The sequence below is a fragment of the Streptomyces sioyaensis genome, from assembly GCF_004122735.1.
Classification (GTDB): domain Bacteria; phylum Actinomycetota; class Actinomycetes; order Streptomycetales; family Streptomycetaceae; genus Streptomyces; species Streptomyces sioyaensis.
The window spans coordinates 1-25,799 of sequence record NZ_SDIF01000040.1 but is presented as its reverse complement, the minus strand read 5'-3'; the positions used below and the strand labels follow the sequence as shown (position 1 = coordinate 25,799).

At 70.3% G+C, this 25,799-nt stretch carries 26 protein-coding genes; 17 read left to right on the top strand and 9 right to left on the bottom strand.

The features are described from left to right. The first annotated feature begins 47 nt into the window (after positions 1–47). Positions 48–335, top strand: coding sequence for an integrase (locus EST54_RS36035; protein ID WP_307825515.1), 288 nt, complete (start codon positions 48–50; stop codon positions 333–335). Positions 336–914: 579 nt separating this feature from the next. Here the strand turns inward: EST54_RS36035 and pdxR (EST54_RS16215) are convergent. Continuing rightward, positions 915–2,291 carry a MocR-like pyridoxine biosynthesis transcription factor PdxR gene (gene pdxR, locus EST54_RS16215; RefSeq protein WP_275543270.1) on the bottom strand — a complete coding sequence of 459 codons (1,377 nt, stop codon included), beginning with the start codon at positions 2,289–2,291 and terminating at the stop codon, positions 915–917. A gap of 303 nt (positions 2,292–2,594) precedes the next feature. Between pdxR (EST54_RS16215) and EST54_RS16210 the strand changes: the two genes are divergently transcribed. The 10 genes from EST54_RS16210 (at position 2,595) to EST54_RS16165 (ending at position 12,474) form a co-directional block, all read left to right on the top strand. Beyond that, complete coding sequence (locus EST54_RS16210) at positions 2,595–4,118, top strand: anthranilate synthase component I family protein (protein WP_239013152.1); 1,524 nt, start codon at positions 2,595–2,597, stop codon at positions 4,116–4,118. Further along, positions 4,115–4,741 (top strand): anthranilate synthase component II, encoded by a 627-nt coding sequence (locus EST54_RS16205; RefSeq protein ID WP_129248340.1) that lies wholly within the window; start codon positions 4,115–4,117, stop codon positions 4,739–4,741. Before EST54_RS16210 ends, EST54_RS16205 begins: the two co-directional genes overlap by 4 nt. Positions 4,742–4,882: 141 nt before the next feature. Then, positions 4,883–5,662: a B3/B4 domain-containing protein gene (locus EST54_RS16200; RefSeq protein WP_129248339.1), complete on the top strand. Its 780-nt coding sequence runs from the start codon at positions 4,883–4,885 to the stop codon at positions 5,660–5,662. 48 nt (positions 5,663–5,710) lie between these two features. Further along, complete coding sequence (locus EST54_RS16195) at positions 5,711–6,928, top strand: ATP-grasp domain-containing protein (RefSeq protein ID WP_129248338.1); 1,218 nt, start codon at positions 5,711–5,713, stop codon at positions 6,926–6,928. 2 nt (positions 6,929–6,930) lie between these two features. Then, positions 6,931–8,166 carry an MFS transporter gene (locus tag EST54_RS16190; RefSeq protein ID WP_203525425.1) on the top strand — a complete coding sequence of 412 codons (1,236 nt, stop codon included), beginning with the start codon at positions 6,931–6,933 and terminating at the stop codon, positions 8,164–8,166. A 68-nt stretch (positions 8,167–8,234) separates the two neighbouring features. Further along, positions 8,235–9,539: a TrpB-like pyridoxal phosphate-dependent enzyme gene (locus EST54_RS16185; RefSeq protein ID WP_129248337.1), complete on the top strand. Its 1,305-nt coding sequence runs from the start codon at positions 8,235–8,237 to the stop codon at positions 9,537–9,539. A gap of 63 nt (positions 9,540–9,602) precedes the next feature. After that, positions 9,603–10,286 (top strand): flavodoxin family protein, encoded by a 684-nt coding sequence (locus EST54_RS16180; protein WP_129248336.1) that lies wholly within the window; start codon positions 9,603–9,605, stop codon positions 10,284–10,286. Between the two features lie 75 nt (positions 10,287–10,361). Next, on the top strand, positions 10,362–10,706 hold the full coding sequence (locus tag EST54_RS16175; RefSeq protein ID WP_129248335.1) for a cupin domain-containing protein: 345 nt from the start codon (positions 10,362–10,364) through the stop codon (positions 10,704–10,706). Continuing rightward, on the top strand, positions 10,703–11,044 hold the full coding sequence (locus EST54_RS16170) for a chorismate mutase (RefSeq protein WP_129248334.1): 342 nt from the start codon (positions 10,703–10,705) through the stop codon (positions 11,042–11,044). Before EST54_RS16175 ends, EST54_RS16170 begins: the two co-directional genes overlap by 4 nt. Beyond that, a complete protein-coding gene (locus tag EST54_RS16165) occupies positions 11,041–12,474 on the top strand; it encodes a UbiD family decarboxylase (RefSeq protein ID WP_203525424.1) in 1,434 nt (477 codons plus the stop codon). The genes EST54_RS16170 and EST54_RS16165 overlap by 4 nt, the downstream gene beginning before the upstream one ends. On the opposite strand, the gene pdxR (EST54_RS16160) is transcribed toward EST54_RS16165, so the two are convergent. Further along, positions 12,455–14,032, bottom strand: coding sequence for a MocR-like pyridoxine biosynthesis transcription factor PdxR (gene pdxR / locus EST54_RS16160; RefSeq protein WP_129248333.1), 1,578 nt, complete (start codon positions 14,030–14,032; stop codon positions 12,455–12,457). The genes EST54_RS16165 and pdxR (EST54_RS16160) overlap by 20 nt on opposite strands. Before the next feature lie 285 nt (positions 14,033–14,317). Here pdxR (EST54_RS16160) and EST54_RS16155 point away from each other — a divergent pair, with 285 nt between their 5' ends. From EST54_RS16155 to EST54_RS16145, 3 genes are read left to right on the top strand one after another with little or no spacing between them, the layout of a single operon-like run. Continuing rightward, entirely contained in the window at positions 14,318–14,635 is a 318-nt protein-coding gene (locus tag EST54_RS16155; RefSeq protein WP_129248332.1) for a WXG100 family type VII secretion target, read from the top strand. After that, a complete protein-coding gene (locus EST54_RS35445) occupies positions 14,635–15,921 on the top strand; it encodes a WXG100 family type VII secretion target (RefSeq protein ID WP_239013150.1) in 1,287 nt (428 codons plus the stop codon). The genes EST54_RS16155 and EST54_RS35445 overlap by 1 nt, the downstream gene beginning before the upstream one ends. A 21-nt stretch (positions 15,922–15,942) precedes the next feature. Then, positions 15,943–16,347: a hypothetical protein gene (locus tag EST54_RS16145; RefSeq protein ID WP_129248331.1), complete on the top strand. Its 405-nt coding sequence runs from the start codon at positions 15,943–15,945 to the stop codon at positions 16,345–16,347. A gap of 141 nt (positions 16,348–16,488) precedes the next feature. Here the strand turns inward: EST54_RS16145 and EST54_RS16140 are convergent, their stop codons facing one another. From EST54_RS16140 to EST54_RS16120, 4 genes are read right to left on the bottom strand one after another with little or no spacing between them, the layout of a single operon-like run. Continuing rightward, on the bottom strand, positions 16,489–17,697 hold the full coding sequence (locus tag EST54_RS16140) for an ATP-binding protein (RefSeq protein WP_129248330.1): 1,209 nt from the start codon (positions 17,695–17,697) through the stop codon (positions 16,489–16,491). Between the two features lie 4 nt (positions 17,698–17,701). Beyond that, the gene (locus EST54_RS16135) at positions 17,702–18,379 is read right to left on the bottom strand and encodes a response regulator transcription factor (RefSeq protein WP_129248329.1); all 678 of its coding nucleotides are present in this window, start codon (positions 18,377–18,379) and stop codon (positions 17,702–17,704) included. 12 nt (positions 18,380–18,391) lie between these two features. After that, positions 18,392–18,847: a hypothetical protein gene (locus EST54_RS16130; RefSeq protein ID WP_154074020.1), complete on the bottom strand. Its 456-nt coding sequence runs from the start codon at positions 18,845–18,847 to the stop codon at positions 18,392–18,394. 15 nt (positions 18,848–18,862) lie between these two features. Then, a complete protein-coding gene (locus tag EST54_RS16120; protein ID WP_129248326.1) occupies positions 18,863–19,351 on the bottom strand; it encodes a hypothetical protein in 489 nt (162 codons plus the stop codon). A 584-nt stretch (positions 19,352–19,935) separates the two neighbouring features. On the opposite strand from EST54_RS16120, the gene EST54_RS16115 reads away from it, so the two are divergent. Further along, on the top strand, positions 19,936–20,820 hold the full coding sequence (locus tag EST54_RS16115; protein WP_129248325.1) for a glycerophosphodiester phosphodiesterase: 885 nt from the start codon (positions 19,936–19,938) through the stop codon (positions 20,818–20,820). 432 nt (positions 20,821–21,252) lie between these two features. Continuing rightward, entirely contained in the window at positions 21,253–22,434 is a 1,182-nt protein-coding gene (locus tag EST54_RS16110) for an acyltransferase family protein (protein ID WP_129248324.1), read from the top strand. 217 nt (positions 22,435–22,651) lie between these two features. On the opposite strand, the gene EST54_RS16105 is transcribed toward EST54_RS16110, so the two are convergent. Then, positions 22,652–23,125 (bottom strand): RidA family protein, encoded by a 474-nt coding sequence (locus EST54_RS16105; protein ID WP_129248323.1) that lies wholly within the window; start codon positions 23,123–23,125, stop codon positions 22,652–22,654. A gap of 57 nt (positions 23,126–23,182) precedes the next feature. Next, a complete protein-coding gene (locus EST54_RS16100) occupies positions 23,183–23,881 on the bottom strand; it encodes a spheroidene monooxygenase (RefSeq protein ID WP_129248322.1) in 699 nt (232 codons plus the stop codon). A 132-nt stretch (positions 23,882–24,013) separates the two neighbouring features. On the opposite strand from EST54_RS16100, the gene EST54_RS16095 reads away from it, so the two are divergent. Further along, entirely contained in the window at positions 24,014–24,646 is a 633-nt protein-coding gene (locus EST54_RS16095) for a TetR/AcrR family transcriptional regulator (RefSeq protein ID WP_129248321.1), read from the top strand. 61 nt (positions 24,647–24,707) lie between these two features. Here EST54_RS16095 and EST54_RS16090 read toward each other — a convergent pair whose 3' ends face one another. Beyond that, positions 24,708–25,721 carry an alpha/beta hydrolase gene (locus tag EST54_RS16090; protein ID WP_129248320.1) on the bottom strand — a complete coding sequence of 338 codons (1,014 nt, stop codon included), beginning with the start codon at positions 25,719–25,721 and terminating at the stop codon, positions 24,708–24,710. Positions 25,722–25,799 lie beyond the last annotated feature (78 nt).

Sequence of the window (25,799 nt, the reverse complement as noted above, 5' to 3'; positions counted from 1 at the left end):
AGCGACTCGAGGCGATCGGCGGCGCGGCCCTCACCCGTGAAGACCTGATGGCCTTGCCACCCACGGTGGACCTACAGACGGCGAACAGAGTCCTCTCGATAGGGAGGTCTACTGGCTACGGTCTTGCGAAGCGGGGTGAGTACCCGTGCAAGGTGCTGAAACTGGGCAACGCCTACCGTGTGGTGACCGCTGATCTCCAACGTCTGGTGACGCTCGACGACACGGCAAAGGAACCAGTGCCCGTGATGCCGCCGCAGGATCATAGGAACGCTGTCGCCCCGCATGAAGAAGTGACGCGACGTTGCTGCTGTCACTGCCGGTGTTGTTCCCCGTAAGGGTCGGGAGGGCTCGTCGACTTGTAGGATCACAACAGATGGCATGTCGAGCGGCCCGAGCATGTACTGCCTGTAACCGAAATTTTCTCGGCGGCCGTCTGGCGGCCCGACCGCAGCTTTGCCGGTGGACAGCCGGTGGACAGACGCCTTTGGACGGGGCAGCCTGAGGTACTACGGGGTAACCCGGTGCACGTGCTCTGATCAGGCGAAACACCACGAGAAGGCATTGTGCGGCACCACGTGGCATGAATGCTTTCGACCTCGTAATGCGTAGGTCTCGGGTTCGAATCCCGAAGGCGGCTCCATTGAAGACCAGGTCAGGGCCATTCTGACCTGGTCTTTTGCATGCCTGGCTCATGGCGCGTCAGATTGATGTCCGGCGCCTCGGTGGGGGGAGCGCATGAGGAGCGCCGTCGGGGCTCGGCCGGCTCCTGGAGTCGTTGTCGGCGTTCATTCAGGCGTTGCAGCAGCCCGCTGACTTCCCGGCGGGCTGGATTGCTGAGCTGACCCGGCTCGCTCCTGCCCGTAGGTGCCTCGTCGGCGGGCGCTCGCCGGGACGTCCCCTCGTCGTCCCCCGACTCACCCAGGCATTTCCCGGTAGGCCTTCCCGAGGGCCAGCAGGCTTTGTGCCAGGCCCGTACAGTCCACCGTCGCATAGCTGATCACCAGGGCGGGTGGACGGGAGGTGTCCGTCATGGTGTAGAAGCGTCCGCCGCGGGCCAGGACGGAGTATTGGCGGGCGGCGCGGATCAGGGGCTGTTCCGCTATGTGGGCGGGGAGCTGGAGGTACGCCTGGAGGCCGCTGTCACGTCCGGTGAGGCGGGTGCCGGGCAGGCAGGTCTCCAACTGGTGGCGGATGGTCTGGCGGCGGCGGTGGAACTCCTTGCGTAACTGGCGCTGGTGGCGGTCGAGGGCGCCGGAGTCGATGAAACGCGCCAGAGCCAGCTGTTCCAGGCCGGAGCAGCCGATGTCCCAGCCCGCGCGGACGTGCTCGATCGAGGCCATCAGCTCCGAGGGGGCCGTGAGCCAGCCCAGACGCAGGGCGGGGGCCAGCGTCTTGCTGGCGCTGCCCGCGTACACCACCCGGTCCGGGGCAAGGCTCTGCAGGGCGGGGAGCCGGTCGGAGCGGTGCAGGAAGGCGCTGTTGAAGTCGTCCTCAAGGATGTAGCCGTCGACCTCGCGGGCCCAGGCGATGAGGCGTTCGCGGCGGGCCTGGCTCAGCCGGGCGCCGGTCGGGAACTGGTTGGCCGGGGTCAGCAGGACGGCGCGTACGCCGCTCTCCTCAAGGAGGTCCACGCGCAGGCCGTCGTCGTCCACGGGAATGCCGATCGGGCGCAGGCCCGAACTGGTGATGAACTCGCGCTCGCCCGGGTGCCCCGGGTCTTCCACCGCAAGTGTGGTATGTCCCCGGTCGAGCAGCACTTTGCAGATCAGCGCCAGGCCCTGGGCGAAACCAGAGGTGATCATGAGGTCCTCGGGGCGGCTGCGCACGCCACGTACCCGGCCGAGATAGCTGGTCAACACCCGCCGGGTCAGCGGGACCCCGGCCGGCGGGGAGTAGCCGAGCTCCTGGTGGCTCGCGTCGGCGACGACGGCGGTGACGCAGCGGATCCACTCGTGGCGGGGGAAGTCCACGACGTTGGAGGTGCCGGTGCGCAGGTCCCACATGGCCTCGGGGGTGGGTTCCCGATCGGGCGGCACAAGCGTGGAGGTGAGGTCCGGGGCATGGGCGTGCGCGGAGACCGCGGTGCCCGAACCGTGTCTGGACTCCAGGTACCCCTCGGCCGAGAGCTGTTCATAAGCCTCCACCACGACACTGCGGGAGACCCGGATATCGAGGGCGAGTTGGCGGCTGGACGGAATTCGGGCACCCGGCCGCAAAGTTCCGTCCTCAACTAATTCGCGCAGTGAGTTACGTATCTGAACGGCCAGTGGAAGTCGCGATGTGCGGTCCACGGTGAGGGCGAGCTGCAGGGGCAAAGTGGTCTCCCGCTCGGTGATCGAAGTGGTATGGCGCCGGCATTCTCACATTTGATGAAGTTGCCTCGCACACACATTCGTCGCCAGGGGGAGCCCGGCGACCTGGGGTGGCGCGGGGGAGTCCGGCCGATGGCGGCCGGTCATGCGTGACGTGCGGGGCCGTTTCTTCGGCACGCCGTTGACGTGCTTGTTCATTCCTCGAAGCCCCTACGGTCCGGTTGGATCAGAAAGGCTTTCGACGTGTCCTTGCTGTCAGAATTACCGCTGTACAAAGATGAGTTGGTTCGGCCCGGAGGGGGCGCGACCGTCCCGGTCCGGGTGGTCTCCGAAGACCTTCCGTCCGTCGATGCGCTGAGCCTCTACGAAGCCCTTGCCCGCAACCGAGGCCAGGACGACGTCTACCTCTTCGAAAGCCTGGACGGCCCCGACCAGGACCGGCATTACGCCGCCGTCGGCTGCGGGCGCCTCGCCGAGTTGCGCGTCCACGCCGACCGGGTGGAACTCGTGGCCCCCGGGGAATTGGGCGACCGTCTTGCGGCCGCGCTCTCGGCGGCCGTCGGGGAGCCGGGGACGGTGATCGGCGCGGCCGGTGACACCAGGCGGTGGGGCGTGCGCGAGCCCGGTTCCGTCTGGCGGATCCTGCGCTCCGTCCAGGGCCTGTTCGATGTCGACACCGACGTGCCCACGGGCACCTTCGCCTTCGGCTTCCTCGTCACGCTGTCGTACGAAGCGGCCTGGGCGATGGAGGAACTCCCGGCCCAGAAGGCCGAGTCGGAACTGCCGCGCTGCACGCTCACCCTCTTCAAGGACACGGTCTGGTACGACCTGAAGAACGGCGGAGTCCGTTATCTGGCCGCTCACGGACCGCAGCTGCCGGTGGCATCGGGCCAGGCCCCGTTGCGCTCCGTGGTCGATGCGGTGCGCGCCCAGGGCGGGCCGAACGCCGCGGTGCCGGAGGCGCCGGCGCCGCTGTCCGTGCGCGACACCGTGGACGAGGCGACATTCGTCGAGCGCGCCGAGCGGTGCCTGCACCACATCGGGATCGGCGACAGCTATCAGATCCAGATAGGTCATCGGATCGATGTCGAGACCGAGTTGACGCCCCTTCAGGTGTACCGGCGACTGCGCCACCGCAATCCGTCGCCCTACATGTACCTCGTGCCGTGGGCGGGCCGGTCCGTGATCGGTGCGAGCCCCGAGCTGTTCGTGCGCATCCAGGACGACACCATCTCCATGCGTCCCATCGCCGGCACGGTGCCCCGGGCGACCGCACCGGACGAGGACGCCCGCCGGGTGGTGGAGCTGCGGGAGAGCGCCAAGGAACAAGCCGAACACGTCATGCTGGTCGATCTGTGCCGCAACGACATCGGGCGGGTCTGCCGACCCGGCACCCTCTCCGTCGACACGATGATGGAGGTCGAACCCTTTGCGTACGTCCATCACCTGGTGTCGACCGTATCGGGCCAGGTCATGAGCGGTACCGATGTGTGGGCGGCGATCTGCGCGACGTTCCCCGCGGGCACCATGACCGGTGCGCCGAAGCTGCGCGCCATGGAGATCATCAACGATATCGAGGACCACCCGCGCGGCATCTACGCCGGGGCTCTCGGCCTGGTCGACGTCCGCGGCTTCGCGGTGCTCGCCCTGTGCATCCGTACCGCCGTCCACGACGGGGTCCGGTACAGCACGCAGGCGTCGGCGGGTCTGGTTGCCGACTCCGTACCCCCATCCGAGTGGCGGGAGACGCTGGCCAAAATGAGCGCCGCCTACTGGGCGCTGACCGGTGAGGAGCTGCTGAAGTGAAGGTCCTCCTCGTCGACGCGTACGACAGTTTCAGTCACATCATCGACCAGTACCTGCTGAGCCTCGGCGCCGAGACCGAGGTGGTGCGTTCTGGCACCCGCTCGGTGGAGCGGCTGGTGGCGTCCGGTCCCGACGCGGTGGTCCTGGGACCCGGTCCGGGGCACCCGGCGGATTCGGGGCACGTCGAGCTGGTGCACGCCTTCGCCGGGCGGGTGCCACTGCTCGGCGTCTGCCTCGGGCACCAGGCCATCGGTCTCGCGTACGGGGCGCGGATCGCCGTCGCCGAGCGGCTGATGCACGGCAAGACGAGCCAGGTCGAGCACGACGGACACGGCGTGTTCGCGGGCGCCGCACGACCGCTGACGGTCACCCGCTACCACTCGCTGATCGTCACCGAACCGCCGGCCGAGCTGGCGGTGACGGCGACGTCGCGGGACGACGGTTACGTCATGGGCGTGCGACACCGGACGTACGCCGTCGAAGGGGTGCAGTTCCATCCGGAGAGCGTGATGACGGAGGACGGGATGCGGCTCTTCGGGAACTTCCTCGCCGGGGCCGGGGCCGGGGCCGGCGCCGTCGCCGGCGAAGGAGCGTTGCGCGCGGTGGAGGGCGCCGCCCGCTGAGCGGATGCACCGGCGGCCGGAAGTGGCCTCCCGAAATTGACGGAAATTGGCCACAGCCGGGCTCCTGCCCGCTCCTTACTGTCGGACCCGTCATCAGCGGTCCGCCCGGACACAGGCACGGAATCGAAGGAACACACGTCCATGGAGAGCATCCTCAGCACCCGCGGCGGCGACCGCCCCCTCACCGTCACCATCGACGCGCGGCTGACGGAGCGCGTGGCCGGCTACGTGCTCGGTCTGGTGGCGGTACCGGCCGTCGACGTCGTCCGGGATGCCCCGGAGGTGGCCGCGCGGCTCACCGCCGCCGAGGACGCACTGCATGCGGCCGGTCTCAGCAAGGCGGACGTCTCCGCGTTGCCGTCGATCGCCGCCTGGCGCGACGCCTACCGTACGGTCGACGTCAACCCGAACCGTTTCCCCTGCGCCGCCGAGTCGGTCCTGCGCCGGGTGGCCAAGGGCGACCGGCTGCCGCGGATCAACTCCCTGGTGGACCTCTGCAACGCGGTGTCGCTCGACAGCCGGCTTCCGGTGGCGTCCTGCGACGTGGGCGACATCGAGGGCGAGCTGGAGGTGCGGCTCGCGCACGGGGCCGAGGTCTTCGTGCCGCTCGGCGCGCCCGACGCGCCGGAGCATCCCGACCCGGGTGAGGTCGTCTACGCCGACGGCCGAGGGCGCGCCCATTCGCGGCGCTGGAACTGGCGGCAGGGCGACGTGGTCAAGACCGACGTCGGACGCCACCGGCTCCTGCTCACCGTGGAGTCCGCGCACGAGGGCGGCAGGGACGAGGTCGAGCGGGCGCTCGGCCGGCTTGTGGGGGCGCTCGCCGAGGCGGGCGCCGAGCCGGGGCGCCCGCTCGTGCTCGACCGGTCCACACCGTCCGGGGAGCTGTTCGGCACCCCGTCGGCCGCGACGGTCCGCTGAGCACGTGCCGCACCCACTCCCTTTCACGACTCCGATGAGGAGCACCGCATGAACCCTTCGATCCTGGTGGTCTACCGGCCCGCTGCGGGGCGCTACGCCGCCCAGTTCCGCAGTGTCACCGCGGCGGCCGCCGATCTCGGCGTGCGCACCGTGGTGCTGCTGCCCACCGGCTGGGAGGCACCCGAGGCGGACGGGCTGCCTCAGTACCACGCCGATCTGGACGACACGGCAGCAGTGCGCGCCGCGGTCGACGGCATCGTCGCCGAGCACCGCATCGAGCGGATCTTCCCGCTGTTCGAGGGCGACGTGCTGCCCGCGAGCCGGGCCCGCAGGGACCACGGGATTCCCGGCCTCACCCCGGACCAGGCCCTCAACTTCCGCGACAAGAACGTGATGCACCGCCGGGCCGAGGAACTCGGCGTGCGGGTGGCCCGCTCGTGCCGCCCCGACACCCTGGGCGCGGTCACCGAGTTCGCCGAGAAGGTCGGCTATCCCGTGGTCGTCAAGCCGTCCGCGGGCTGGGCGTGCGGCAACACCTACCGTGTGAACGACCGGGCCGAACTGGACCGCGTATGGCAGGAGATGGGCGACGACCGGCACGAGTACCGGGTCGAGGAGTTCATCCGCGGTACCGAGTTCCACGTCGACTCGCTGTTCCAGCGCGGCGAGGTCGTCTTCGCACAGCTCTCCCAGTACACGTACTCCGTACTGGAGTACCGCGACGAACCCGGTGGCACCATCTCCCGCAAGCACGATCTTTCCCCGCAGGAGAAGCGCATCCTGGAGCTGAACGCGGTGGTGCTGCGCGGCTTCGGCCTGAGCACCGGCGTCGTACACGCCGAGTTCTTCCTCCTGGACGACGGCGGGATCGTCTTCGGCGAGGCGGGCGCCCGGGCCGGCGGCGGCTCGATCGTGCCCGCCATCGAGGCCGGGCGCGGCATCAACCTCGCGGGTGAGTGGTGCCGCCTCGAACTCGACCCCGGACACCGGCCCGCGGCGCGGCCCGGCCCGGAGATCGGCACCGAGTACCTGACGTCCGGCGAGTACGGGCGGATCACCGCCATCACCGGGCCGGAAGAGCTCACCGCCCTGGAGGCCGTATTGGATGCCGACGTGTGGAAGAGCGTCGGCGACGTCCTCGCCCCGCCGTCCGCCTCCAACGACGTGCTCGGCTGGTACGTGTGCGAGGGCACCGATTTCGAGGACGTGCGGGCCCGCTTCAAGACCGTGCGGGACGCCTTCCGCGTAGAGACCGAGCAGGCGTAGTCGTGGTGTGGCTGACGCGGTTCAAAGAACTCCCGTTGGCGCTGCGGGTGTTGTTCCTCGCCTCCTTCGTCAACCGCGCGGGCATGTTCGTCTTTCCGCTGCTCGCCGTCTACTTGGTGCGCGGCAAGGACCTCGGTCCCGGCGAAGCGGGCCTGCTCCTCTCCATCGGCAGCACCGGCCTGCTGGTCGGCAGTCTGCTGAGCGGGCCGCTGTGCGATCTGCGGGGCAGGCGTGCGGCGCTGCTGACGGCGCTCGTTCTGAACGCCGCCGGATATCTCGGCCTCGCCGTGCTCGACGGGGCGCCGTGGACGTACGCGGTGCTGCTCTTCGTCGCCCTGGTCGGGATGGGCATGTTCAGCCCCGCGTCCAACACGCTGGTCGCGGATCTGACCACGCCCGAACAGCGCCCGTTCGCGTACACGATCAGCTATGTCGGCAACAACCTGGGGATGGGCGTGGGGCCGCTCCTGGGCGGGGTCGCGGCCGCGTACTCGTACCACGTCATGTTCGCGGGGAACATCCTCGCCGGCCTGCTGTGCGCGGCGATGATCACGCTCTGGGTGCCGCGCGACCGCAGAAGCCCGAACGCCGAGAGCCGCAAGGGCAAGGGCCGTTCCGGTCCGCTGGGGCACCGGCACGTGCTGCTGGTGGTCCTGGTCTCCTTCTTCTACGTCGTGCCACTCATCGGCCTGGAGTACGCGCTGCCGCTCGCCGTCACGACGGTGCTGCACGACTCGGCGGGCCTGGTCGGCGCCGTCTACACCATCAACAGCGTCGTCGTGGTGAGCCTCGGCCTGCTCATGGAGAAGCACATCCGGGGGTACGGCACCAAGGCGCTGCTGCTGGTCGCGGGACTGCTGTGGACGCTCGGGCTCGCCGTGATCGTCTTCGGTTTCTCGCTGCCCGCCATCCTGCTGTCCACCGTGGTGTGGACGCTCGGCGAGATCATCGTCTCCGTCGTCGTGCCCACCTACATCGCCGATCACGTCGACGAGCGGCGGGTCGGTGGCTTCATGGCGCTCAACGGCTTCGTGCTGGGCCTCGCCCGGCTCGTCGTGCCGTTCGGCCTCGGCGTCCTGTGGTCGGCGCACGGTCACCGGCCCGTCTTCGTGACGCTCCTGCTCGCGCCGCTCGCCGGCATGGCTGCCTTCGTCCTGCTGCGGATCAGGCCGTCGGCCTCCGCGGTTCCCCCGTCCACCTCCGCGCCGGAGCCGAGGGCGGCTCCGGCGAGCAACTAGCCCGCCCTTCTCCGGATTCCTCCGAGTCCCCTCCGCACCGGTTCCACCTCATTCACAGGAAAGTGTTCATGCCCCAGACGAAGTTCCTGCTGTCCGAAAACCAGATCCCCACCACGTGGTACAACGTGGTCGCGGACCTGCCCAAGCCGCTGGACCCGATGCTGCACCCCGGCACCCGGGAGCCCGTCACCCGGGACGACCTGGCGCCCCTGTTCCCGGAGGCGCTGATAGCCCAGGAGTTCTCCACCGACGCCGAGGTGGACATTCCGGGCGCCGTCATCGACGTGTACCAGCAGTGGCGGCCCAGCCCGCTGGTGCGCGCCCGGCGCCTGGAGAAGGCCCTGGACACGCCGGCCCGGATCTACTTCAAGAACGAGGGCGTGAGCCCGGCGGGCAGCCACAAGCCCAACACCGCCATCCCGCAGGCGTATTACAACAAGCAGGCCGGCGTCGAGCGCCTCACCACGGAGACCGGCGCGGGCCAGTGGGGCACGTCCCTCTCGCTCGCCTGCCAGTACTTCGGCCTCATCTGCGAGGTCTACATGGTCAAGGTGAGCTACCGGCAAAAGCCGTATCGCCGCGGCCTGATGGAGACCTTCGGCGCCAGCGTCACCGCCAGCCCCAGTGAGCTCACCGAGGCCGGCCGGGCCGCGCTCGCCGCCGACCCCGACTCCCCGGGCAGCCTGGGCCTCGCCATCTCCGAAGCGGTCGAGGCGGCCGTGAACAGCGGCGGCACCGCCAAGTACGCGCTCGGTTCGGTGCTCAACCACGTCCTGATGCACCAGACGATCATCGGCAAGGAGGCCCAGCTCCAGATGGAGCTGGCCGAGGACTACCCGGACATCCTGATCGGCGCGGCCGGCGGCGGATCCAACTTCGGCGGTCTGGTCCTGCCGTTCCTGGGCGAGCAGCTGCGCGGCGGGCGTCCCGTGCGGGCCATCGCCGTCGAACCGTCATCCTGCCCGACCATGACCCAGGGCACATTCGACTACGACTTCGGTGACACGGCCGGCATGACGCCGCTCACCAAGATGCACACCCTCGGCCACGACTTCGTGCCGCCCAGCATCCACGCCGGAGGGCTCCGCTACCACGGCATGTCGCCGATCATCAGCCAGCTCAAGGAGTACGACTACCTGGAGGCGCGGGCCCTCCCGCAGACCGCCTGCTTCGAGGCCGGGGTGACCTTCGCCCGCAACGAGGGCATCGTGCCCGCCCCGGAGTCCACGCACGCCGTGCGCGCGGCCATCGACGAGGCGCTGGCCTGCAAGGAGTCCGGCGAGTCGAAGAGCATCCTGTTCTCGCTCTCCGGGCACGGCCACTTCGACATGCAGGCGTACATCGATTACTTCGCCGGAAAGCTCAAGGACTGACGGTGCGGGGGAGGGGCGGGCCCGACGGCCCGCCCCTGAACACCAGGAAACCAGGGGGAGTTCATGCAAGGCATACGTGATGACAGACCGGTCATCATCGGCATATCGGGGTCCGAGCGGGCCGGGGGCAATACGGATCTCGCACTCGACTACGCGGGGGCACTCGTACGGGAACGGGGCGCCGTGTTCCGTACGGTGTACCTGCGCAACCACCGCATCTCGCCGTGCAGCCCGTGCGGCGACTGCAACAACCGGCTCAGCCCGTGCGCGCTGCCGGACGACATGCCCGCCATCGTCGAGGAGATGAAGCGGGCCGACGGGATCATCTACGCCGTACCGGTGCACGGATTCGGTCTCGCGCACCTCATGCAGATCTTCATCGAGCGGGCGGGCGTCGGCTACCTGCGCTTCGATCGTCCGCTCGCCAACAAGGTCGGCGGCATCATCGTCACCGGCCGCCGCTACAGCGACGCCTCCGTGCACAACCAGCTCGTCGACAATCTGCTGCTCAACCGGATGATCCTGGTGGGCAGCGGGTTCCCCGCGCTGCTGCGCAACACCTCGTCGGAGCCGGGCCTGCATGACACCGAGGGCCTGGAGGCCCTGGAACGGATGGCCCACCGGATGATCGACATGACGCTGCTGCTGCGCAAGCACCGGTCGGCGACCGGGGAGCCGGTCCTTCCGTTGGCCGACCGCAACGAGCGCGTGGTGCGCCAGCGGTCGGCGTCCCTGACGCATTCCTGAAGTGCTCCTGGAGTTCCTCCGGGGCTTCCCGAGACACACCCTTCCGATCGACAACTTTGTAGGAGAGGCCTGCCCATGACCACTACCACCCCCGCCCTGGTCGGTATCGACTTCGACGCCATCCCGTGGGAGAAGTGGCACAAGCCCGGGGCCGACGGCCGGGTGAAGATCGCGTACACCGGTGGGCTGCGCGTGCGCCTGATGGAACTGCCCGCCGGGTTCAACGAGTTGGAGTGGTGCGAGCGCGGCCACCAGGGCTATGTGCTCCAGGGTGAGTTCACCATTCACTTCGACAACCGCTCGGTGCCGTGCCGTCCCGGCATGGGATTCATCATCCCCGGCGATGAACGCCACCGCTCGCAGGGCTCCGACAGCGAGCCGACCGTCGTGTACGTGATCGACGAGGTGCCCGCGCCATGACGGGGCCGGAACGCATCGACGAGCTGCGTGTCGCCATCGACGCGCTGGACCGGCAGATCATCGCCCTGCTCGCACGGCGTACGGCCATCGTGCGAGAGCTGACCGAGTTCAAGAACGACGAGGAGGCGGTGCGCTCACCCGGCCGGGTGGAGCAGGTCATCGAGAAGGTGCGCGGGCTCGCGGACGAGCAGGGTATGCCCGCGGGCATCGCGGAGGCCGTCTACCGCACGCTCATCGCGGAGCTGACGGACCTTCAGATGGAGCGCCTGGCGGCACGCCGGGCCACCGCCGACCGGGCCGGGACTCCGCCGGTGGCGTCCCACGAGGGCTCGCCGTGACACGTCGCCGGCCCGCCGACCTCCGTACCGCGCTCGCCGCTCTCGACCCGATGCCGGGGGAGTTGGTGCGCGAGTGGGAGGAGGTCCCGGCCAGGTTCGGGGTCTCCGCCCGGTACGCGAAGTGGGCGGGTACGCCCGCGCCGCCCCCGACCGGGCCGGGGCCCGCGGTCCTCTTCGAGCGGGTCACGCCCAGTGGCGCGGACGGGGCGGCCGCGCGGGCCGTGCTGATCGGCCTCTACGGCACGCGTCGCCGGGCGGCGGCCCTGCTGGGGACGACCCCGGCCGAGCTGCCGCCCCGGCTCCTGGACGCGGTGGCCGCCCCAGTGGCGCCGGTGCGGGTCCAAGGAGACCGGGCGCCGGTGCGCACGCTGCTCGCGCCGGACCTGACGGCACTGCCGGTGCCGGTGCTCACCGACGAGGACGCGGGTCCGTACCTGACGCTCGGCGCGGTCCTGGCGACGGACCCCGACACCGGGGTGCGCAACCTCTCCATCCACCGGATGTGTGTCCAGGGCCCGGACCTGCTCTCCCTCTGGATGGTGCCGGGCCGTGACCTGGAGGGCGCCCATCAGGCGGCGCGCCGCCGGGGCGTACCCCTGCCGGTCGCGATCCACCTGGGACTCGGCCCGGCCGTGCTGCTCTCCTCCTGCTGCCCGGCCTCCCTCGTGCCGCCGGGGGTCGACGAACTCGCCGTGGCGGGTGCGCTGGGCGGCGCACCCGTGGAGCTGACCTCCTGCCGCACGGTCGAGGCGGAGTGCATCGCGAACGCCGAGTACGTCATCGAGGGCGAGCTGCTGCCCGACCTGGTTCCGGAGAACCCCCAAGGCCCGTGCGCCACACCGGAGTTCCTCGGCTACCAGGGCCGGGCGCACCCGGCGCTGCCGACCATCCGGGTCACCGGGATCACCGCGCGCGAGGGCGCCATCCTGCAGACCGTCTCCGGGCCCGGCCACGAACAGTCGGTGCTGCTCGGCTTCGGGATGGAGGCCGCGGTGCTCGGCCGGCTACGGCAGCTGGGCGCGTCGGTCAAGGCGGTGCACTGCCACACGGCGGGCGGCGGCCAGCTCATGGTGGTGCTCCAGTGGCGCGCCAAGCGGTCGGACGCCGACGACGAGGCGGTGCGCAAGGCGGCGGAGTCGGTCCTGGAGGAGTTCCGGATGGCCAAGCTGGTCGTCTCGGTGGACGAGGACGTCGACCCGGAGTCGGACGCGGACCTGTGGTGGGCGATGGCCACCCGGCTCCAGGCCGACCGGGACGTGGCGGTCCTGCCGGACCGGGAGGGGTTCCCGCTGGATCCGACGCAGTCCCCCGCCTACTCGCCGTCCCTGTCCGCCGACGGCCGCACGGCGAAGGCGCACTTCGACTGCACCGTCCCGCACGCCCTGCGGGCCCGCTTCCACCGTCCGCACTTCACGGAGCCGCGGACTTAGGGCCTGTCCGATGGGTCAGGGTCGGGCCCGCGTGCTCTGGCCGCCTCGTCGCCTCCCGCACCGCGGCGGCCAGCAGGGCGACGCCCTTGGCGATCCGGGGGGCGGGCAGCGCGGCGTACCCCATCAGGAACGTCGGCTCGGCCGGCGGATCCTGTACGAAGTAGCCGGACGCGGGGTAGATCCGCACCCCGCGTTCGGCCGCGAGCCGGGCGATCTCGTCCTCCGGGACGTCGCGTGCCCCGGTCAGGGTGACCAGCACGTGCAGGCCCGCCGCCTCGCCGGAAATGCGGACCTCGGCGCCGAAGCACTCGTACAGCGCCTCCAGGAGGCGGCTTCTGCGCTGCCGGTACAGGCGCGTCATGCGGCTGATGTGACGGGCGTAGGCACCGGTGGAGATGAAGTCGGCGAGCGCGTCCTGCGCAACCGTGGGCGTCAGTCGGTCGGTGATCCACTTGATGCCGAGGAAGGGCTGCACGAGGTGCGGCGGCAGGACCGTGTAGCCGATGCGCAGGGCGGGGAAGAGCGTCTTGCTGAAGCTGCCGACGTAGGCGACGGTGCCCCGGTGCCGCTGGCTGGCGAGCGCGGGCAGCCGCTCGGTGGTGAAGGTGAACTCGTTGTGGTAATCGTCCTCCAGGACCGTCGCCCCGTGTTCGTATGCCCATTGGAGGAGCCGGCGCCGCCGCCCCTCGGACATGATGAACCCGGTGGGGAACTGGTGCGACGGCGTCACGTACACCAGCTTCACCCGCGCCGGATCGTGCCCGTGCGCGCGCACGAGGGCGTCGATGTCCCCGACCCGCAGCCCCTCCTCATCCACCGGCACGGGCACCACGGTCGCCTCCGAGCAGCCGAAGACCTGGCGCAGCACCGTGTGGCTGGGGTCCTCGATCACGACCACGTCGCCCGGCCCGACCAGCATCCGGACGAGGATGTCGAGGGCCTGCGTGGCGCCGCTGGTGACCATGATGTGGTCGGAGGAGGCGTCGAGGGCCCGGCTCTGGCGTACCAGTGTGGCGATCTCCGTACGCAGGGTCGGCGAGCCCTCGGCCGGTCCGTAGCCGAGCGCTGAGACATCGGCACGGCTGTACGCGTCGTGCAGGGACTGCCGCCAGCGGGCGACGGGGAAGTCCGCGAGCGCCGGGGTGCCGTGCCGGAAGTCAAGAGCGGAACTCGGGTGGTGGGTGGGCGGCGGCTCCCAGGGTTGCCACAGCGCGCTGTCACCGTCGGTGGCCCGGGGCGGCTGCGGAGCGAACGCGGCGGACGGGCCTGGGCGGGGCGCGCGGTCCGGGGCGGCGGTGCTGCCCGCGAGTGAGGCGATCTTCGTGCCGGAGCCGCGCTTGGTGGTGAGGATGCCGTGGGCGCCCAGCAGTTCGTAGGCGCGGGTGACGACGGTGCGTGACACGTCGAGCTGCTGGGCGAGATTGCGGGAGGCGGGAACGGCGTCTCCCGGCCGCAGCTGACCCGACCGGACCAGGGCGGTGATCTGGTCGCAGACCTGCTGCTGCAACGGCGCGCCACCGTCCCGGTCCAGGACGATGAGTAACTCCGACGACCCCACGTGCGCCCCCTTCCTTCGTAACCCTGCCGAGTCTGCCACGGTGCCCGCATGCCGCCGGCGCGTGACGGGCGACAGCGGGCGACGTCGCGACCCCCGACCGGCATCCGGCCGGTAGGGGGCGCAGCCTTGCCCTGGGACCACCAGCGGGACAGCGCTGCATCGTGGCCGAAACGCGCGCCCGCCAGGTCGGTTGTCAGTGCTGTATGCCATCGTCGCCTGAGAGCCGGAGCTACTTTCAGCGGCTCGCAACGGATGACGAGTACACGGCCGAGGGGGAGGCACGGTATGGCTGGCGACGGCTTTGACGTGGATACCGACCAGCTCAAGTCCGCAGCTCCAACATTCCACCGAGAGTCTGTCGCTCTGGAGCGGGCGACGGCCAAGCTCCGCCATACGCTCGATGGGCTGGGGGAGCCGTGGGGCGGTGACGAGCAGGGCAAGAAGTTCGAGCACGTCTACGCCCCGCACCAGGCACAGATCGCGAAGGCAGCCGCGGCCCTGGTGAAGGGCCTGTCCAGCATCACGAAGGCCATGAACGACATGGCGGCCAACCACGAGGAGGCGGACCGGTCGGCCAAGTCCGGCTTTGAGGGCGGTAAGTGATGGGCGCTGCCGACAAGGCCAAGGAGATCGTCCAGGACCTCACCGGTATGTGGTGGCCGGAGGGTGACGAGGACGAACTCCGGGAAGCCGCGCGGGCCTGGCGTACGTACGCGGACGACGTCGAGGACTGCACGGCCGCCTGCCACAAGAAGGCCCAGGACGTCATCGACAACAACAAGGGCAAGTCGATCGAGGCGTTCGGGGAGTTCTGGCGCAAGTACCACGGCGGCGGCAAGGGCTACCTCGATGACGTGGCCAGCGCTGCCCGCGACATGGCCAAGGCCCTGGACAAGTACGCCGACCAGGTCGCCGAGGCGAAGAAGAAGATCGAGCACGAGCTGGAGATCGCAGGCGCTGTCCTGGTCGCCGGCACGGCTCTGGCTCTCTTCACCGGCGGCATCAGCGAAGTCGCAGCAGCCGGCGCCACCGAGGCGATCGTCGCCGCGGCGAGCTCGGCGGGCATCGCCGTTTCCGCCACCGTCGCCGAGATCGCCGGAACGGTCCTGGCCACCGCCGCCATCGGCGGCATCGAAGGCATCACCGTCGACGTGGTCGTCGCCCAGGGCGGCCGCAACCTCCTCGGCGACCAGCACGGGGTCAACCTTGCCGAGGCCAAAAACGCTGGGGTCACCGGCGTCTTGCTGGGTGGTGCCTTCGGTGGTGCGGCCCGCACCGCCAAGGCCGTTGGAGACGCCGGCGGCTTCAAGACGGTCCTTGCGGATACAAAGCTCGACGGTCTCCGTCTTCGCCCAGCGATCGACCAGATGGGCAAGCGGCGTACTTGGCAGCTCTATCACTCCGAAAAATCGGACGCGATGGCGCCGCCGGCCAAAACGGGCGACGACGCACTGCCATCCGGCCATCCGATCTACCACGGCAAGCAGACGACAACCATTGGCTACGATCCACGCACTCTGTCGAATTTGGAACGGGTAAGGCGTGTTGATGGTGTCCACGACGTTGTCGTGCACGGCACGCCCGACAACGTCTTCATCGCAGGACACGTCAATCCAGCAGGCGTAGCGAAGACCACCTACGAGATAAGCCCTCACCAGGTAGTGGAAAGTATTCGCAACAATCCGAACTACACGGGTGGGCCTATTCGCTTGGTATCCTGCCACTCGGGAGCCGGGGCGGAGCCGCTGGCGCAGTCCGTGGCAAATGAAATGGGAGCCCCTGTCTACGCGCCAACCAATCGCATGGGAGTGGATCGCAAGCTGGGAACCCAGGACCCTGTCATCGACAAGGGCGGATACTGGCGAATATTCCTCCCCATCACCGACTGACGCCCACAACTGCGAGGAACGATGATTCGCCGAGTAGGTTTCTTTGCCGAAGGCAACGAGGATGGTGACCCTGCTGTCTACAGCGCGTCTCTGACCCAAGCCATGGATGGCCCGTCCGCGCCTGATGAAGATCGAATTCTCTCCTACCTCAAAGGCGGGGAAGAGATCTTCAGCACCATGGGCGCTGAGCGTGATGTCATCTCGGGGGACGAGTGGGTCAGTGGTGCAGGGTCACTGGTGACAGATGGTGAATGGGTCTGGCCAGTTGACCTCGTTCACTACCTTTCGCGTTACCACATTGCCCTTCCCGTCGATTTCCTCGATCACGTACGGAAAGCTGAGTACCAGACTCCCGTCGTGCCAGATGAGCGTGCGCGAGAAATCATGGTCGAACTTTTCCCTAAGCGCCCTTCCCCTTGGAGTTAGCGGCTCCAGGGCGTTCCTGCGCCGACGGCAGTGGATACCGCCGAAGGCCCGGGTATGACCTCGGGCAGCGCATCCATGGTCGGCGAGCTGCCCCAGCCAGACGCCCGACTGCTGGAGTCGTCCAGCGGGACCTCCGGCCCCCTACCCCACCCCCGCCCGCAAGACCAACGTCGCTCGGGCGCCCCCGTCCGGGGGGTTTTCGTAGGTCACTTGGGCGTTCAGTACGCGGGCCTGGCCGGTGACGATGGTGAGGCCGAGGCCGATGCCTGGGGTGTGGTCGTGCGGGGTGGTGCGGAAGCGTTGGGGGCCGTGGGTCAGTAGGTCGGTGGGGAAGCCGGGGCCGTGGTCGCGTACGTGGAGGGCGGTGCCGTCGACGTCCAGGCTGACCGGTGGGGCGCCGTGTCGGTGGGCGTTGGTGATCAGGTTGGCCAGGATGCGTTCGACGCGGCGGGGGTCGGTCGTCACGACGGATTCGCGGTGTATGCGGATTTCGAGGTCCTCGTCGGCCAGGGCGGCGGCCCGGTGCGCCAGGGTGCTCGGGAGGATCTCCTCGCACTGTGCCTGCTCGACGCCCGGCACATCGAGCCGGGCCACCTCCAGGACGTTTTCCACCAGGGTGCGCAGGGTCTCCACGCCGCCGCTGACCAGTTCGGTCGGGCGGCCGGGCGGGAGCAGTCCGACGGCGGTCACCAGTCCGGCCACGGGGGTGCGGAGCTCATGGGCGATGTCGGCGGTGACCTGCCGTTCGGCCTCCAGGCGGGCGCTCAGGGCGTCGGCCATGGTGTTGACGGCGGCGCCGAGCCGCGCGATTTCGTCCTTGCCTCTGGGCTGAACGCGGTCCGTGAGATCGCCGTCCGCGATCCGCTGGGCGGTGCGGGCGGACGCGGTGATGCGGCGTCCCGCACCGGCCGCCGCGAGGACGCCCAGCGCACAGCCGAGGGCGGTGACGGTGGCGCCGGAGCCGACCAGCACCCGGTCGAGAGAGGCCAGGGCACGGGCCTGGGGCGCATAGGAACGGCGGATCGCGAGGATGTCGCGGCCGCTGCGGGTGGCGGCCCAGAGCACCGGGGGTCCGGAGCCGTGGGCGGGCTGGAGAAAGGTGGCCCGTACGGGGCGGTCGGTGATGGTCCCGCGCAGCGCGGCGGGCAGATCGGGCGGGTTGACCAGGGCGCCGCTGTCCGTGCCCGACGCGTAGTCAGCTGCCGCGTCGACGAGCCGGGCATCGGCCGCGCGGGCCGCGTTCGCCCGCTGCTCCTCGGCCGTGCGGTGATGCACCAACAGCCCGATGAGCGTGGCGACGATCGCGGCGGTGGCGGCGATGACCAGGGCGGTCTTGGTGCGCAGTCCCATGGCGTCAGGGCACGAGCTTGTAGCCGAAGCCCCGGACGGTCACGATCCGCTCGCGGCCGATCTTGGCGCGCAGCCGCTTCACATGGACGTCCACGACCCGGGCGTCCCCGCCGCAGGCGTAGTCCCACACCCGCTCCAGCAGGACGGTCCGGGAGAGCACCACCCCGGGCTCCGCGGCGAATTCCAGCACCAACCGGCGTTCGGTGGGGGTGAGTTCCAGCAGCCGGCCCTCCCGGTGGACGTCCATGGAGGCGGTGTCCACCGTGAGGTCCCCGAACCGCAGTCGTGTGGCGTGCGGGGGTGGCTCGCTCGGGGCGGTGTCCGCGGTACGGCGCAGCGCCGCGCGTATGCGGGCGACGAGGACGGGGATGTCGTACGGCTTGGTGAGGTAGTCGTCGGCGCCCGCCTCCAGGCCGAGGATCACATCGACGGGGTCGGTGCGCGCGGAGATCATCAGCATCGGCAGCCGGCTCACCGCGCGGATGCGGCGTACCACGCTCACCCCGCCGAGCCGGGGCAGCATGACGTCCACGACGACGACATCCGGCGCGCGGTCGTGGAACAGGGCCAGTCCGGCGTGGCCGTCGGAGGCGGTGCGCACCCCGTATCCGTAGCGTTCCAGGGAGAGTTGGGTGGCTTCCCGCAGCAGCGGGTCGTCCTCCACGAGCAGCACGTCAGTCATCGCCGGCAGTTCCTAGGACTCGGGGAGAGGCAGCCGCACCGCGCTCAGCTCGCTCTGCCCGTCGTGCCCGCCGGGCGGGAGATGGGAGGAGCGGACGGCGGCGCGGGTGTAGTAGGAGACGTTCTCCCGGCGCTGGAGACGGCTGAGTTCGATGGTGGCCGGATAGCCGGTGCCGGTGCACCGGGGAAGGCACCAATTGCCGGACAGCCGCCCGGTGGCCACGGCCTTCGGCCCGCCCCAGGAGCGCCAGCTCAGCCGGGAGACCGACGAGAACTCGGTGAGGGCGAAGCCCGTGGGACGGGTCAGCGGGTGGCCCATGGTGTCGGAGACATAGGCCGGGCCGGAGGCCGGGGTGGAGCGGGGAGCGGGGCCCTCGACCCGGGGCTGCGGGGGCGTGCCGCATCCGGTGACGCCCACGGCCGTGAGCAGCAGCGCGCAGACGGCGGCCACGGCCGTGGGCTTGTGCATCGGGAACCCTTCGCGTCAGCTGGTGGCGAGCGGGCGCTTGCCGTGGAGGTCCTCGGCATCGTACTTACCGGCGCCGTCGGCCAGCTTCAGGGTGAAGGAGGAGTAAACCCGCTTGCCGTGCACGGTCTTGGGGTCCGAGAGGGTGACCGTCGCGTTCAACGGCTTGTCGAGGCAGGTGTCCAGGCACCAGTTGCCGGTGACCTTGCCGGTGGCCACGGCCTGCTTGCCGTCCCACTGCTTCCAGTGGAGGCCCTGGGCCGAGGTGAATTCGGAGAGCACCAGGTGCGCGGGGCTGCGCTCGGCGCGGCCCTTGTCCGCGTTCTCCTCGCCGTAGTGGTTGATGACGTAGGGGGCGCTGCTGGTGCGGGCGGCCTTCGCGGGGTGCTGGGCGGTGGCGGCGTTCGCCGACTGGGCGGTGGCGACCGTGCCGAGGACGGCGACGGCGGCAAGTCCGGCGCCGAGGGCCGTCTTCATGCGCTGGGACCTGTTCGTGCTGAAGTTCATGGCTTCTGCTCCGGTTCGTGGGGGTCGTTCGGCCGGTTCAGAAGCTATGAGGGGTGCTTCTCGGTGGGTGGTCAGCCGTGTAACAGCCGTCCATCGGCGGTTGTTACACGGTCTACATACGGGGCGGTCTACATACAGGGCGGGGCGACCCACAACGCCCCGGCGGACCATCTCCTGGTCGTCGGCGAGCGGTAGGCGCATCGTCGCAGGAGGAATTCTGCGTACCGGGGCGCGAGGGTGCCGCGGAATTACCTGCCGGGCGCGCGCAAGCGGCGGTGGGTTTCGGACCCACGATGCTGCGGCGACGGCGACGGGCGGCGGGCGACGGACCGCACGGATGGCGGGCCGCGTGGGACCTGGTCACCCGTCCGTCCGGCTCCCCTCCCCACCCGCTCTGACCTGGGGAAACGGTCTCGGAGGGGCCGGTGGCGCCCGGCGGCCGAGGGGGGCGCTCGCGTGGCGGGTGCGGCGGGATCCGGGCATGTTGAGGTGACAGCCGTCTTCCTGGACCCGAGGGCGGGCCCGAGGGGGCGTACCTGGCGCAGGCGGGGCCGTCTGCGGTGAGCGGACCGGGAGGCCCCCGCATGCTTCGGAGATCGCTGCGGATACCCGCTGCCTCGGTCGCCTATCTGGTGACGGCCGCGGTGTCGTCGTCCGTGCTCTCCGCCGGACCGGGGGAGTACGCGGACGTCGCCGTGATCAGCGGTGCACGGGCCGGCCCCGGCACCGCGGCGACCCGGGTGATCGCCCACCGCGGCGCCTCCCGTGACGCACCGGAGAACACCCTCGCCGCCGTGGACGCTGCACACCGCCGCGGACTCATATGGGTGGAGAACGATGTGCAGCGCAGCAAGGACGGCCGGCTGGTGGTGCTGCACGACGCCACGCTGGAGCGGACGACCGACGCCGCGACGGTGTTTCCCGGGCGGGCGCCGTGGCGGGTGGGAGACTTCACGGCAGCCGAGATCGCGCGGCTGGACGCCGGGAGCTGGTTCGGCGGACGGTTCGCGGGGGAGCGGGTGCCGACGCTCGCCGCCTATCTGCGCCGTCTGGACCACAACGGGCAGCGGCTGCTGCTGGAGATCAAGGCGCCGGAGAAATACCCCGGTATCGAAGCGCAGGTCCTCCGCGAACTACGGGCACTGGGGTGGCTGGATCGCGCCCATGTCCGCAGCCGGCTGGTGATCCAGAGCTTCTCCGTGCGCTGCGTCAAGGCCGTGCACGAGCGGGCACCGCAGGTGCGTACCGGAATTCTGGGCGCGCCCGACGTGCGCCGGCTGGCGGGCTACGCGCGGATCGCCGATCAGATCAACCCCCCGGTTTCCGCGGTCAGTTCGGGCTGGCTGGCGGCCGTACACCGGCTGCGCGGGCCGCACGGGCGTCCCTTGGAGGTCTATGCGTGGGACGTGGCGAAGAACACCACCGCGCGGTCCGTGCGTGCGCGGGGCGTCGACGGTGTTATTGAATAATGGGCAACGGTCGGTGATTCGAGGGGCATTGTCCAGCTTGCTCGCGGTGCCGGGCCATGCCACGGCGCCGCACCGCCGTCCGCGCTCCGTGAAGGAGCTGTGGAGGGCGGATGCGCCGCGTGTGGCCGCGGCAGTCGGGGATTTACGTGATTCCCGCCGCGGGGCTAAGGTGCCTGAGATGTTCGACGCCGCCACACTCCCCGTAAAAGAACTAAGACGCAGGATTTGGCTTTTGGGTTCCGATGTGCGGCCCGGTGCGGGCCATCTTCCAGTTCCTCCCCTGGGAACCTTTCGGGAGGCTCCTTGACGAACGACTTTCCGGCGTACGGCGAACGGCGGGTTCCGCTTCCCCCGCCACGGCAGCTGGCGCATGACACGCTGACGCACACGGGGGCCGCGGCGCCGGCGGAAGCCGCAGGTGCGAAGGCCACGATGACACCCGTGGCGACGACGTCCGCCACGGCGACGGCCGTCCGGTCACCCGCCGATTCCCCGGCTGCGGGCGGTACTTCGCAGGCCCGGCCCGCGGGTCGGGGCGGCAGCCGGGCGAAGAACGAGGCCACGGCCGATACCAAGGCCGATGCCAAGGCGAAGCCGCGCGATGCCTTTTTCGACAATGCGAAGTATCTGGCCATTGTGCTGGTGGCGATGGGGCACTCCTGGGAGCCGCTGCGTGACGGCAGCCGGTCCGCGGCGGCGCTCTACATCACCGTCTACGCCTTTCATATGCCGGCGTTCATCATCATCTCCGGCTATTTCTCGCGCAGTTTCGATATGCGCAAGGACCGGCTGCAGCGGCTGATTACCGGGGTCGCCGTTCCCTACATCCTCTTCGAAGTCGCCTACACGCTCTTCAAGAGGTGGGCGGACGACGATCCGGGATATCCGATCAGTCTCACGGACCCCTGGTATTTGACCTGGTTCCTGGCCGCGCTGTTCATCTGGCGGCTGACCACCCCGCTGTGGAAGATCGTGCGCTGGCCGGTCCCGCTGGCTCTGGCCATCGCCGTGCTCGCGTCCATTTCCCCGGACATCGGCGACGATCTGGACCTCCAGCGGGTGCTGCAGTTCCTGCCGTTCTTCGTGATCGGGCTGTCGCTGCGGCCGGAGCACTTCAAGCTGGTACGCCGCAAGAAGGCGCGGATCCTGGCCGTCCCGGTCTTCGCGGCCGCGCTGGTCTTCGCGTACTGGGCGGCGCCGCGGATGAACGCCGCGTGGTTCTACCACCGCGATGCCGCGCAGGAACTCGCCGCCCCGTGGTGGAGCGGCGCGGTGATGACGCTGGCGATGTTCGGCTGTTCGCTGGTGCTCGTGGCCTGCTTCTTCGCCTGGATCCCGGGCCGCACGATGTGGTGCACGGCGCTGGGCGCAGGGACGCTGTACGGCTATCTGCTGCACGGCTTCCTGGCCAAGGGCTCGCGCTTCTGGAACTGGTACGACAGCCCGTGGATGCACACGCCCTGGGGCGCCGTAGTGCTGACGATCGTCGCGGGCACGGTCATCACCCTGCTGTGTACGCCACCCGTGCAGCGGATCTTCCGGTGGGCCATGGAGCCCAAGATGACCTGGGCGTTCAAGAAGGACCCGGTGGGGATGGCCCGCAGCCGGAACTGAGCGGACGCGGTCGGGCACCGAACGCGGGGACACCTCGGGGTCCGTGACGGGAAGCGCACGTCGTGGAAGCGCACGTCTGTGACGGAACGTGCGTCCGAGACCTGAGAACAGCGTCAGGGGCGCTCGCTCCACCGGAGGACGGTGGAGCGGGCGCCTCTGGTGTGTGCGGGGCGGACGGGTGGACGGAGTGGACGGGGTGGCGTCGCCGCCACCGCCGCTAACTGACGACGGCGATGCCCTCGATCTCCACCAGTGCCGCCTCGTCCCACAGGCGGGTGGCGCCGATCACGGCCATCGCCGGATAGTCGCCGCCGGCCAGGCGCTTCCACACCTGGCCGAGCTCGCGGGCATGCCGGCGGTAGTCGGCGACATCGACGGCGAAGACGGTGAGCTTGGCGAGGTCGGCCGGGCCGGCGCCGGCGGCCGACGCGACCTCCAGGAGGTTGGTCAGCGCCCGCTCGAACTGCTCGACGATGCCGTCCCCGACGATCCGGCCGGATCCGTCGAGCGCTGTCTGCCCGGCGAGAAAGACCATGGTGCCCGAGGCGGCGCGCACGGCATGGCTGAAGCCGGTCGGCGGCGCGAGGTGCGGTGGGTTGATGCGCTCCAGGGCGCCGCGCCGCGCGTCCGTATCCCCGCCGTGCGTGCCGTTTCCGCCGTACTCGCCGTGCTCGCCGCTCTCGGTCGTCATCCCTGCTCCCGCGCTCGTCCCGGCCTCGTCACGCATTCCGCGGGCTCCCCTGCGCCGTCAATGCGCCCCGCCTCCCAGGGATTCAAGCGTCTCCGGCTCATGGCCGTCCAGCGTTCCCTGCGCACCGTAGGGCCGGAATCGCAGGAACGCCGCCTCATGGTGGAACGGTTTCGCCCGGTGCTCCCTGACGGCTTCCTTGTGCTCGGGGAGGGCGGCCCCGTAGGCGTACCGGCGCATCGCCGACGTGCTCCGCCAGAGGGAGAAGGTGCCGACGAAGCGGGGCGGTCGGGCCACGGCGACCGAAGCGAGCAGCGAGGGATCGGCCGCGGCCCGGCCTGCGGTCCGGGAATTGGCCCGCAGGAACGGCAGCGCGCGACGCAGCCGCAGCTGCCCCAGGGTGAGCACGGCGACCGGCCCGTCCTCCTCGTCCGGCGCGGCACCGGGGTCGATCTCCACCGGCAGCGCGGGCCAGGCTCCGGAGATCCGGAGCGGCCGCAGCCGCACCCGCCAGCCGCCGGCCAGCCGTCGCGCCAGCGGGGCCTCGGCGAGGAAGCGGTCGAGCGCGGAGTCGTCCTCCCACGCGGCGAGCAGTGTGGCCCGGCCGGGACGCAGCCGGGGCGGGCCGGCGGCGATGAGGCCGGTGAGTGCGGTCTGGGCCCAGCGCAGGCCGGGTGTCCCGTCCGGCTGTGGGCACGCGCGGAGGACACCGCGCACGGAGCGGACACCGATATCTGCGACATGGACGGAAACGATCACGGCAGGTCCCCCGTTCCTCGATGTTACTGATGCGTGTACCAATCGGTACACGATCTAGTATGCTTCATTGCAGAGGCAACAGCGACCCGAAAACGCCGGCCGGAACAAGCCAGATTGCAGTGGTGGGAGCGCATGAACGAGATCGACCGGAGCCGCGCCGCGCGAGCCGCGGCCAGGACACGCATCGAGGACACCGCGGCCCGGCTGTTCGCGGAGCGCGGCTTCGCGGGCACGACCATCGGGGAGATCGCGGCCGAAGCGGGCCTGAGCAAGCCGATGCTCTACCGCCACTTCGACTCCAAACAGGAGCTGCACCTCGCCCTGCTGGAGCGGCACCGCGATGAGCTGGCCGCCGCCCCGATCGGTGAACTCCTGCACGGCGAGGGCGATCTGGACGGGAGGCTGACGGCGATGTACGACGCCTGGTTCGCGCATGTGCAGGGCCATCCGTACACCTGGCGCATGATGTTCCGGGACACCACCGGGGACCCCGAAGTGCAGGCCTTCCACCAGGAGTTGCAGCGCAGACAGCGGGAGACGGACATGGCGCTGCTGCGCGAGTTCGTCCCCGGCATCCCCGAGGCCGAACTGGAGCCGCTCGGCGAGGCGATCCGCAGCTCGCTCCAAGGCCTCGCCCTGTGGTGGCTGGAGCGCCCCGACCGCTCCCGCGAGCCCCTGGTCGCCGCGATGGTGCGGCTCACCCGTGGCCTGATCTCAACGGTCGGTCACCCGGGCGACGGGGGCCCGGACGACCGGACGCCGTGACGGAACGCCCTGGCCGGACGCCCTGACGGAACGCCCTGACGGAACGCCCTGACCGGACGCCCTAAGACGCCGTCGCCGGATACAACGCCGCCCGCAGGTGCCCCGTCCAGTGCGCCGCCATTTCCCGCGCGAGCCGCGTCCGCGGTGCGTGCAGCTCGAAGCCGTGCCAGGCTCCGGGCACATTGCGGACGGTGACCTCCACCCCTGCGTCCATCAGCCGCCGCGCATACGCCAGCCCACCGTCCCGCAGCGGATCGAGATCGCAGACCACGACATAGGCCGGCGGCAGCCCCGTGAGGTCCTCGGCGCGAGCCGCCGCGGCGTAGTCACCGGCCGCGCTCCCCTCCGGCAGATAGTGCTGCCACGACCTACGGATCGTGCGGAGGCTGTTGACCCACGGGCTCGGCGCGTGCTCGGCAGGCACCGGGTCCGGCTCGTCGGCGATGCGGTCATCGAGGTCCGGTACGCACATCGACTGGTAGGCGAGGGCCGGTCCGCCGCGGTCGCGGGACATCTGGGCCACCGCCGCGCTCAGCCCGCCGCCCGCGGATTTCCCGGTGACGGCGATCCGTTCGGGGTCGATGCCGAGCTCGGCCGCCCGCTGTGCGGTCCACTCCAGCGCGCGGTAGCAGTCCTCCACCCCTGCCGGACAGCGGTGCTCGGGCGCGAGGCGGTATTCGACGGCGATGGTCACGGCGGGCAGCTCACGGCAGAGGTCGATGGCAGTCTTGTCCTGCCCCGGCAGGGCGCGGCCGATGGCGTACCCGCCGCCGTGGAAGTGCAGTACGGCGGGCAGCGCGCCGCCCCGGGAGGAGCCCCCGGAGCCTTCGGCGCCCTCAGCGCCCTCGACGGCCTCGGGACGGTAGACCTCGACCGTCAGGGCGCTGCCGTCCTCCCGCGGGATGTCGTACCGCCGGCTGCGCACCCCGGTGCGGTCGGCCGGGGTCGCCGCCAGCAGCTCCCCGAACCGCTCACGGGTCGCCGCGATGTCCACGAAGGGATCGGAGTACGGCGGCAAGGCTTCCAGATACGGGGCGAGTTCAGGGTGGACGGTTATTCCCGACGGGAAGGGCACAGGGAGCCTCCGGTGGTCGCGCACGGGCCATGCATTCTGCTCACACCCCACCCTCCCCGCCATGACCGACACCCTCCC

Coding starts and splice junctions, on each gene's coding strand:
- EST54_RS16130 (WP_154074020.1), bottom strand. CDS start 18,847: ATGCACAAGCCCACGGCCGTGGCCGCCGTCTGCGCGCTGCTGCTCACG.
- EST54_RS16195 (WP_129248338.1), top strand. CDS start 5,711: ATGAACCCTTCGATCCTGGTGGTCTACCGGCCCGCTGCGGGGCGCTAC.
- EST54_RS16180 (WP_129248336.1), top strand. CDS start 9,603: ATGCAAGGCATACGTGATGACAGACCGGTCATCATCGGCATATCGGGG.
- EST54_RS16170 (WP_129248334.1), top strand. CDS start 10,703: ATGACGGGGCCGGAACGCATCGACGAGCTGCGTGTCGCCATCGACGCG.
- EST54_RS16120 (WP_129248326.1), bottom strand. CDS start 19,351: ATGAACTTCAGCACGAACAGGTCCCAGCGCATGAAGACGGCCCTCGGC.
- EST54_RS16185 (WP_129248337.1), top strand. CDS start 8,235: ATGCCCCAGACGAAGTTCCTGCTGTCCGAAAACCAGATCCCCACCACG.
- EST54_RS16115 (WP_129248325.1), top strand. CDS start 19,936: ATGCTTCGGAGATCGCTGCGGATACCCGCTGCCTCGGTCGCCTATCTG.
- EST54_RS16145 (WP_129248331.1), top strand. CDS start 15,943: ATGATTCGCCGAGTAGGTTTCTTTGCCGAAGGCAACGAGGATGGTGAC.
- EST54_RS16135 (WP_129248329.1), bottom strand. CDS start 18,379: ATGACTGACGTGCTGCTCGTGGAGGACGACCCGCTGCTGCGGGAAGCC.
- EST54_RS16095 (WP_129248321.1), top strand. CDS start 24,014: ATGAACGAGATCGACCGGAGCCGCGCCGCGCGAGCCGCGGCCAGGACA.
- EST54_RS16175 (WP_129248335.1), top strand. CDS start 10,362: ATGACCACTACCACCCCCGCCCTGGTCGGTATCGACTTCGACGCCATC.
- EST54_RS16140 (WP_129248330.1), bottom strand. CDS start 17,697: ATGGGACTGCGCACCAAGACCGCCCTGGTCATCGCCGCCACCGCCGCG.
- EST54_RS36035 (WP_307825515.1), top strand. CDS start 48: ATGGCCTTGCCACCCACGGTGGACCTACAGACGGCGAACAGAGTCCTC.
- EST54_RS16155 (WP_129248332.1), top strand. CDS start 14,318: ATGGCTGGCGACGGCTTTGACGTGGATACCGACCAGCTCAAGTCCGCA.
- EST54_RS35445 (WP_239013150.1), top strand. CDS start 14,635: ATGGGCGCTGCCGACAAGGCCAAGGAGATCGTCCAGGACCTCACCGGT.
- EST54_RS16110 (WP_129248324.1), top strand. CDS start 21,253: ATGACACCCGTGGCGACGACGTCCGCCACGGCGACGGCCGTCCGGTCA.
- EST54_RS16105 (WP_129248323.1), bottom strand. CDS start 23,125: ATGACGACCGAGAGCGGCGAGCACGGCGAGTACGGCGGAAACGGCACG.
- EST54_RS16200 (WP_129248339.1), top strand. CDS start 4,883: ATGGAGAGCATCCTCAGCACCCGCGGCGGCGACCGCCCCCTCACCGTC.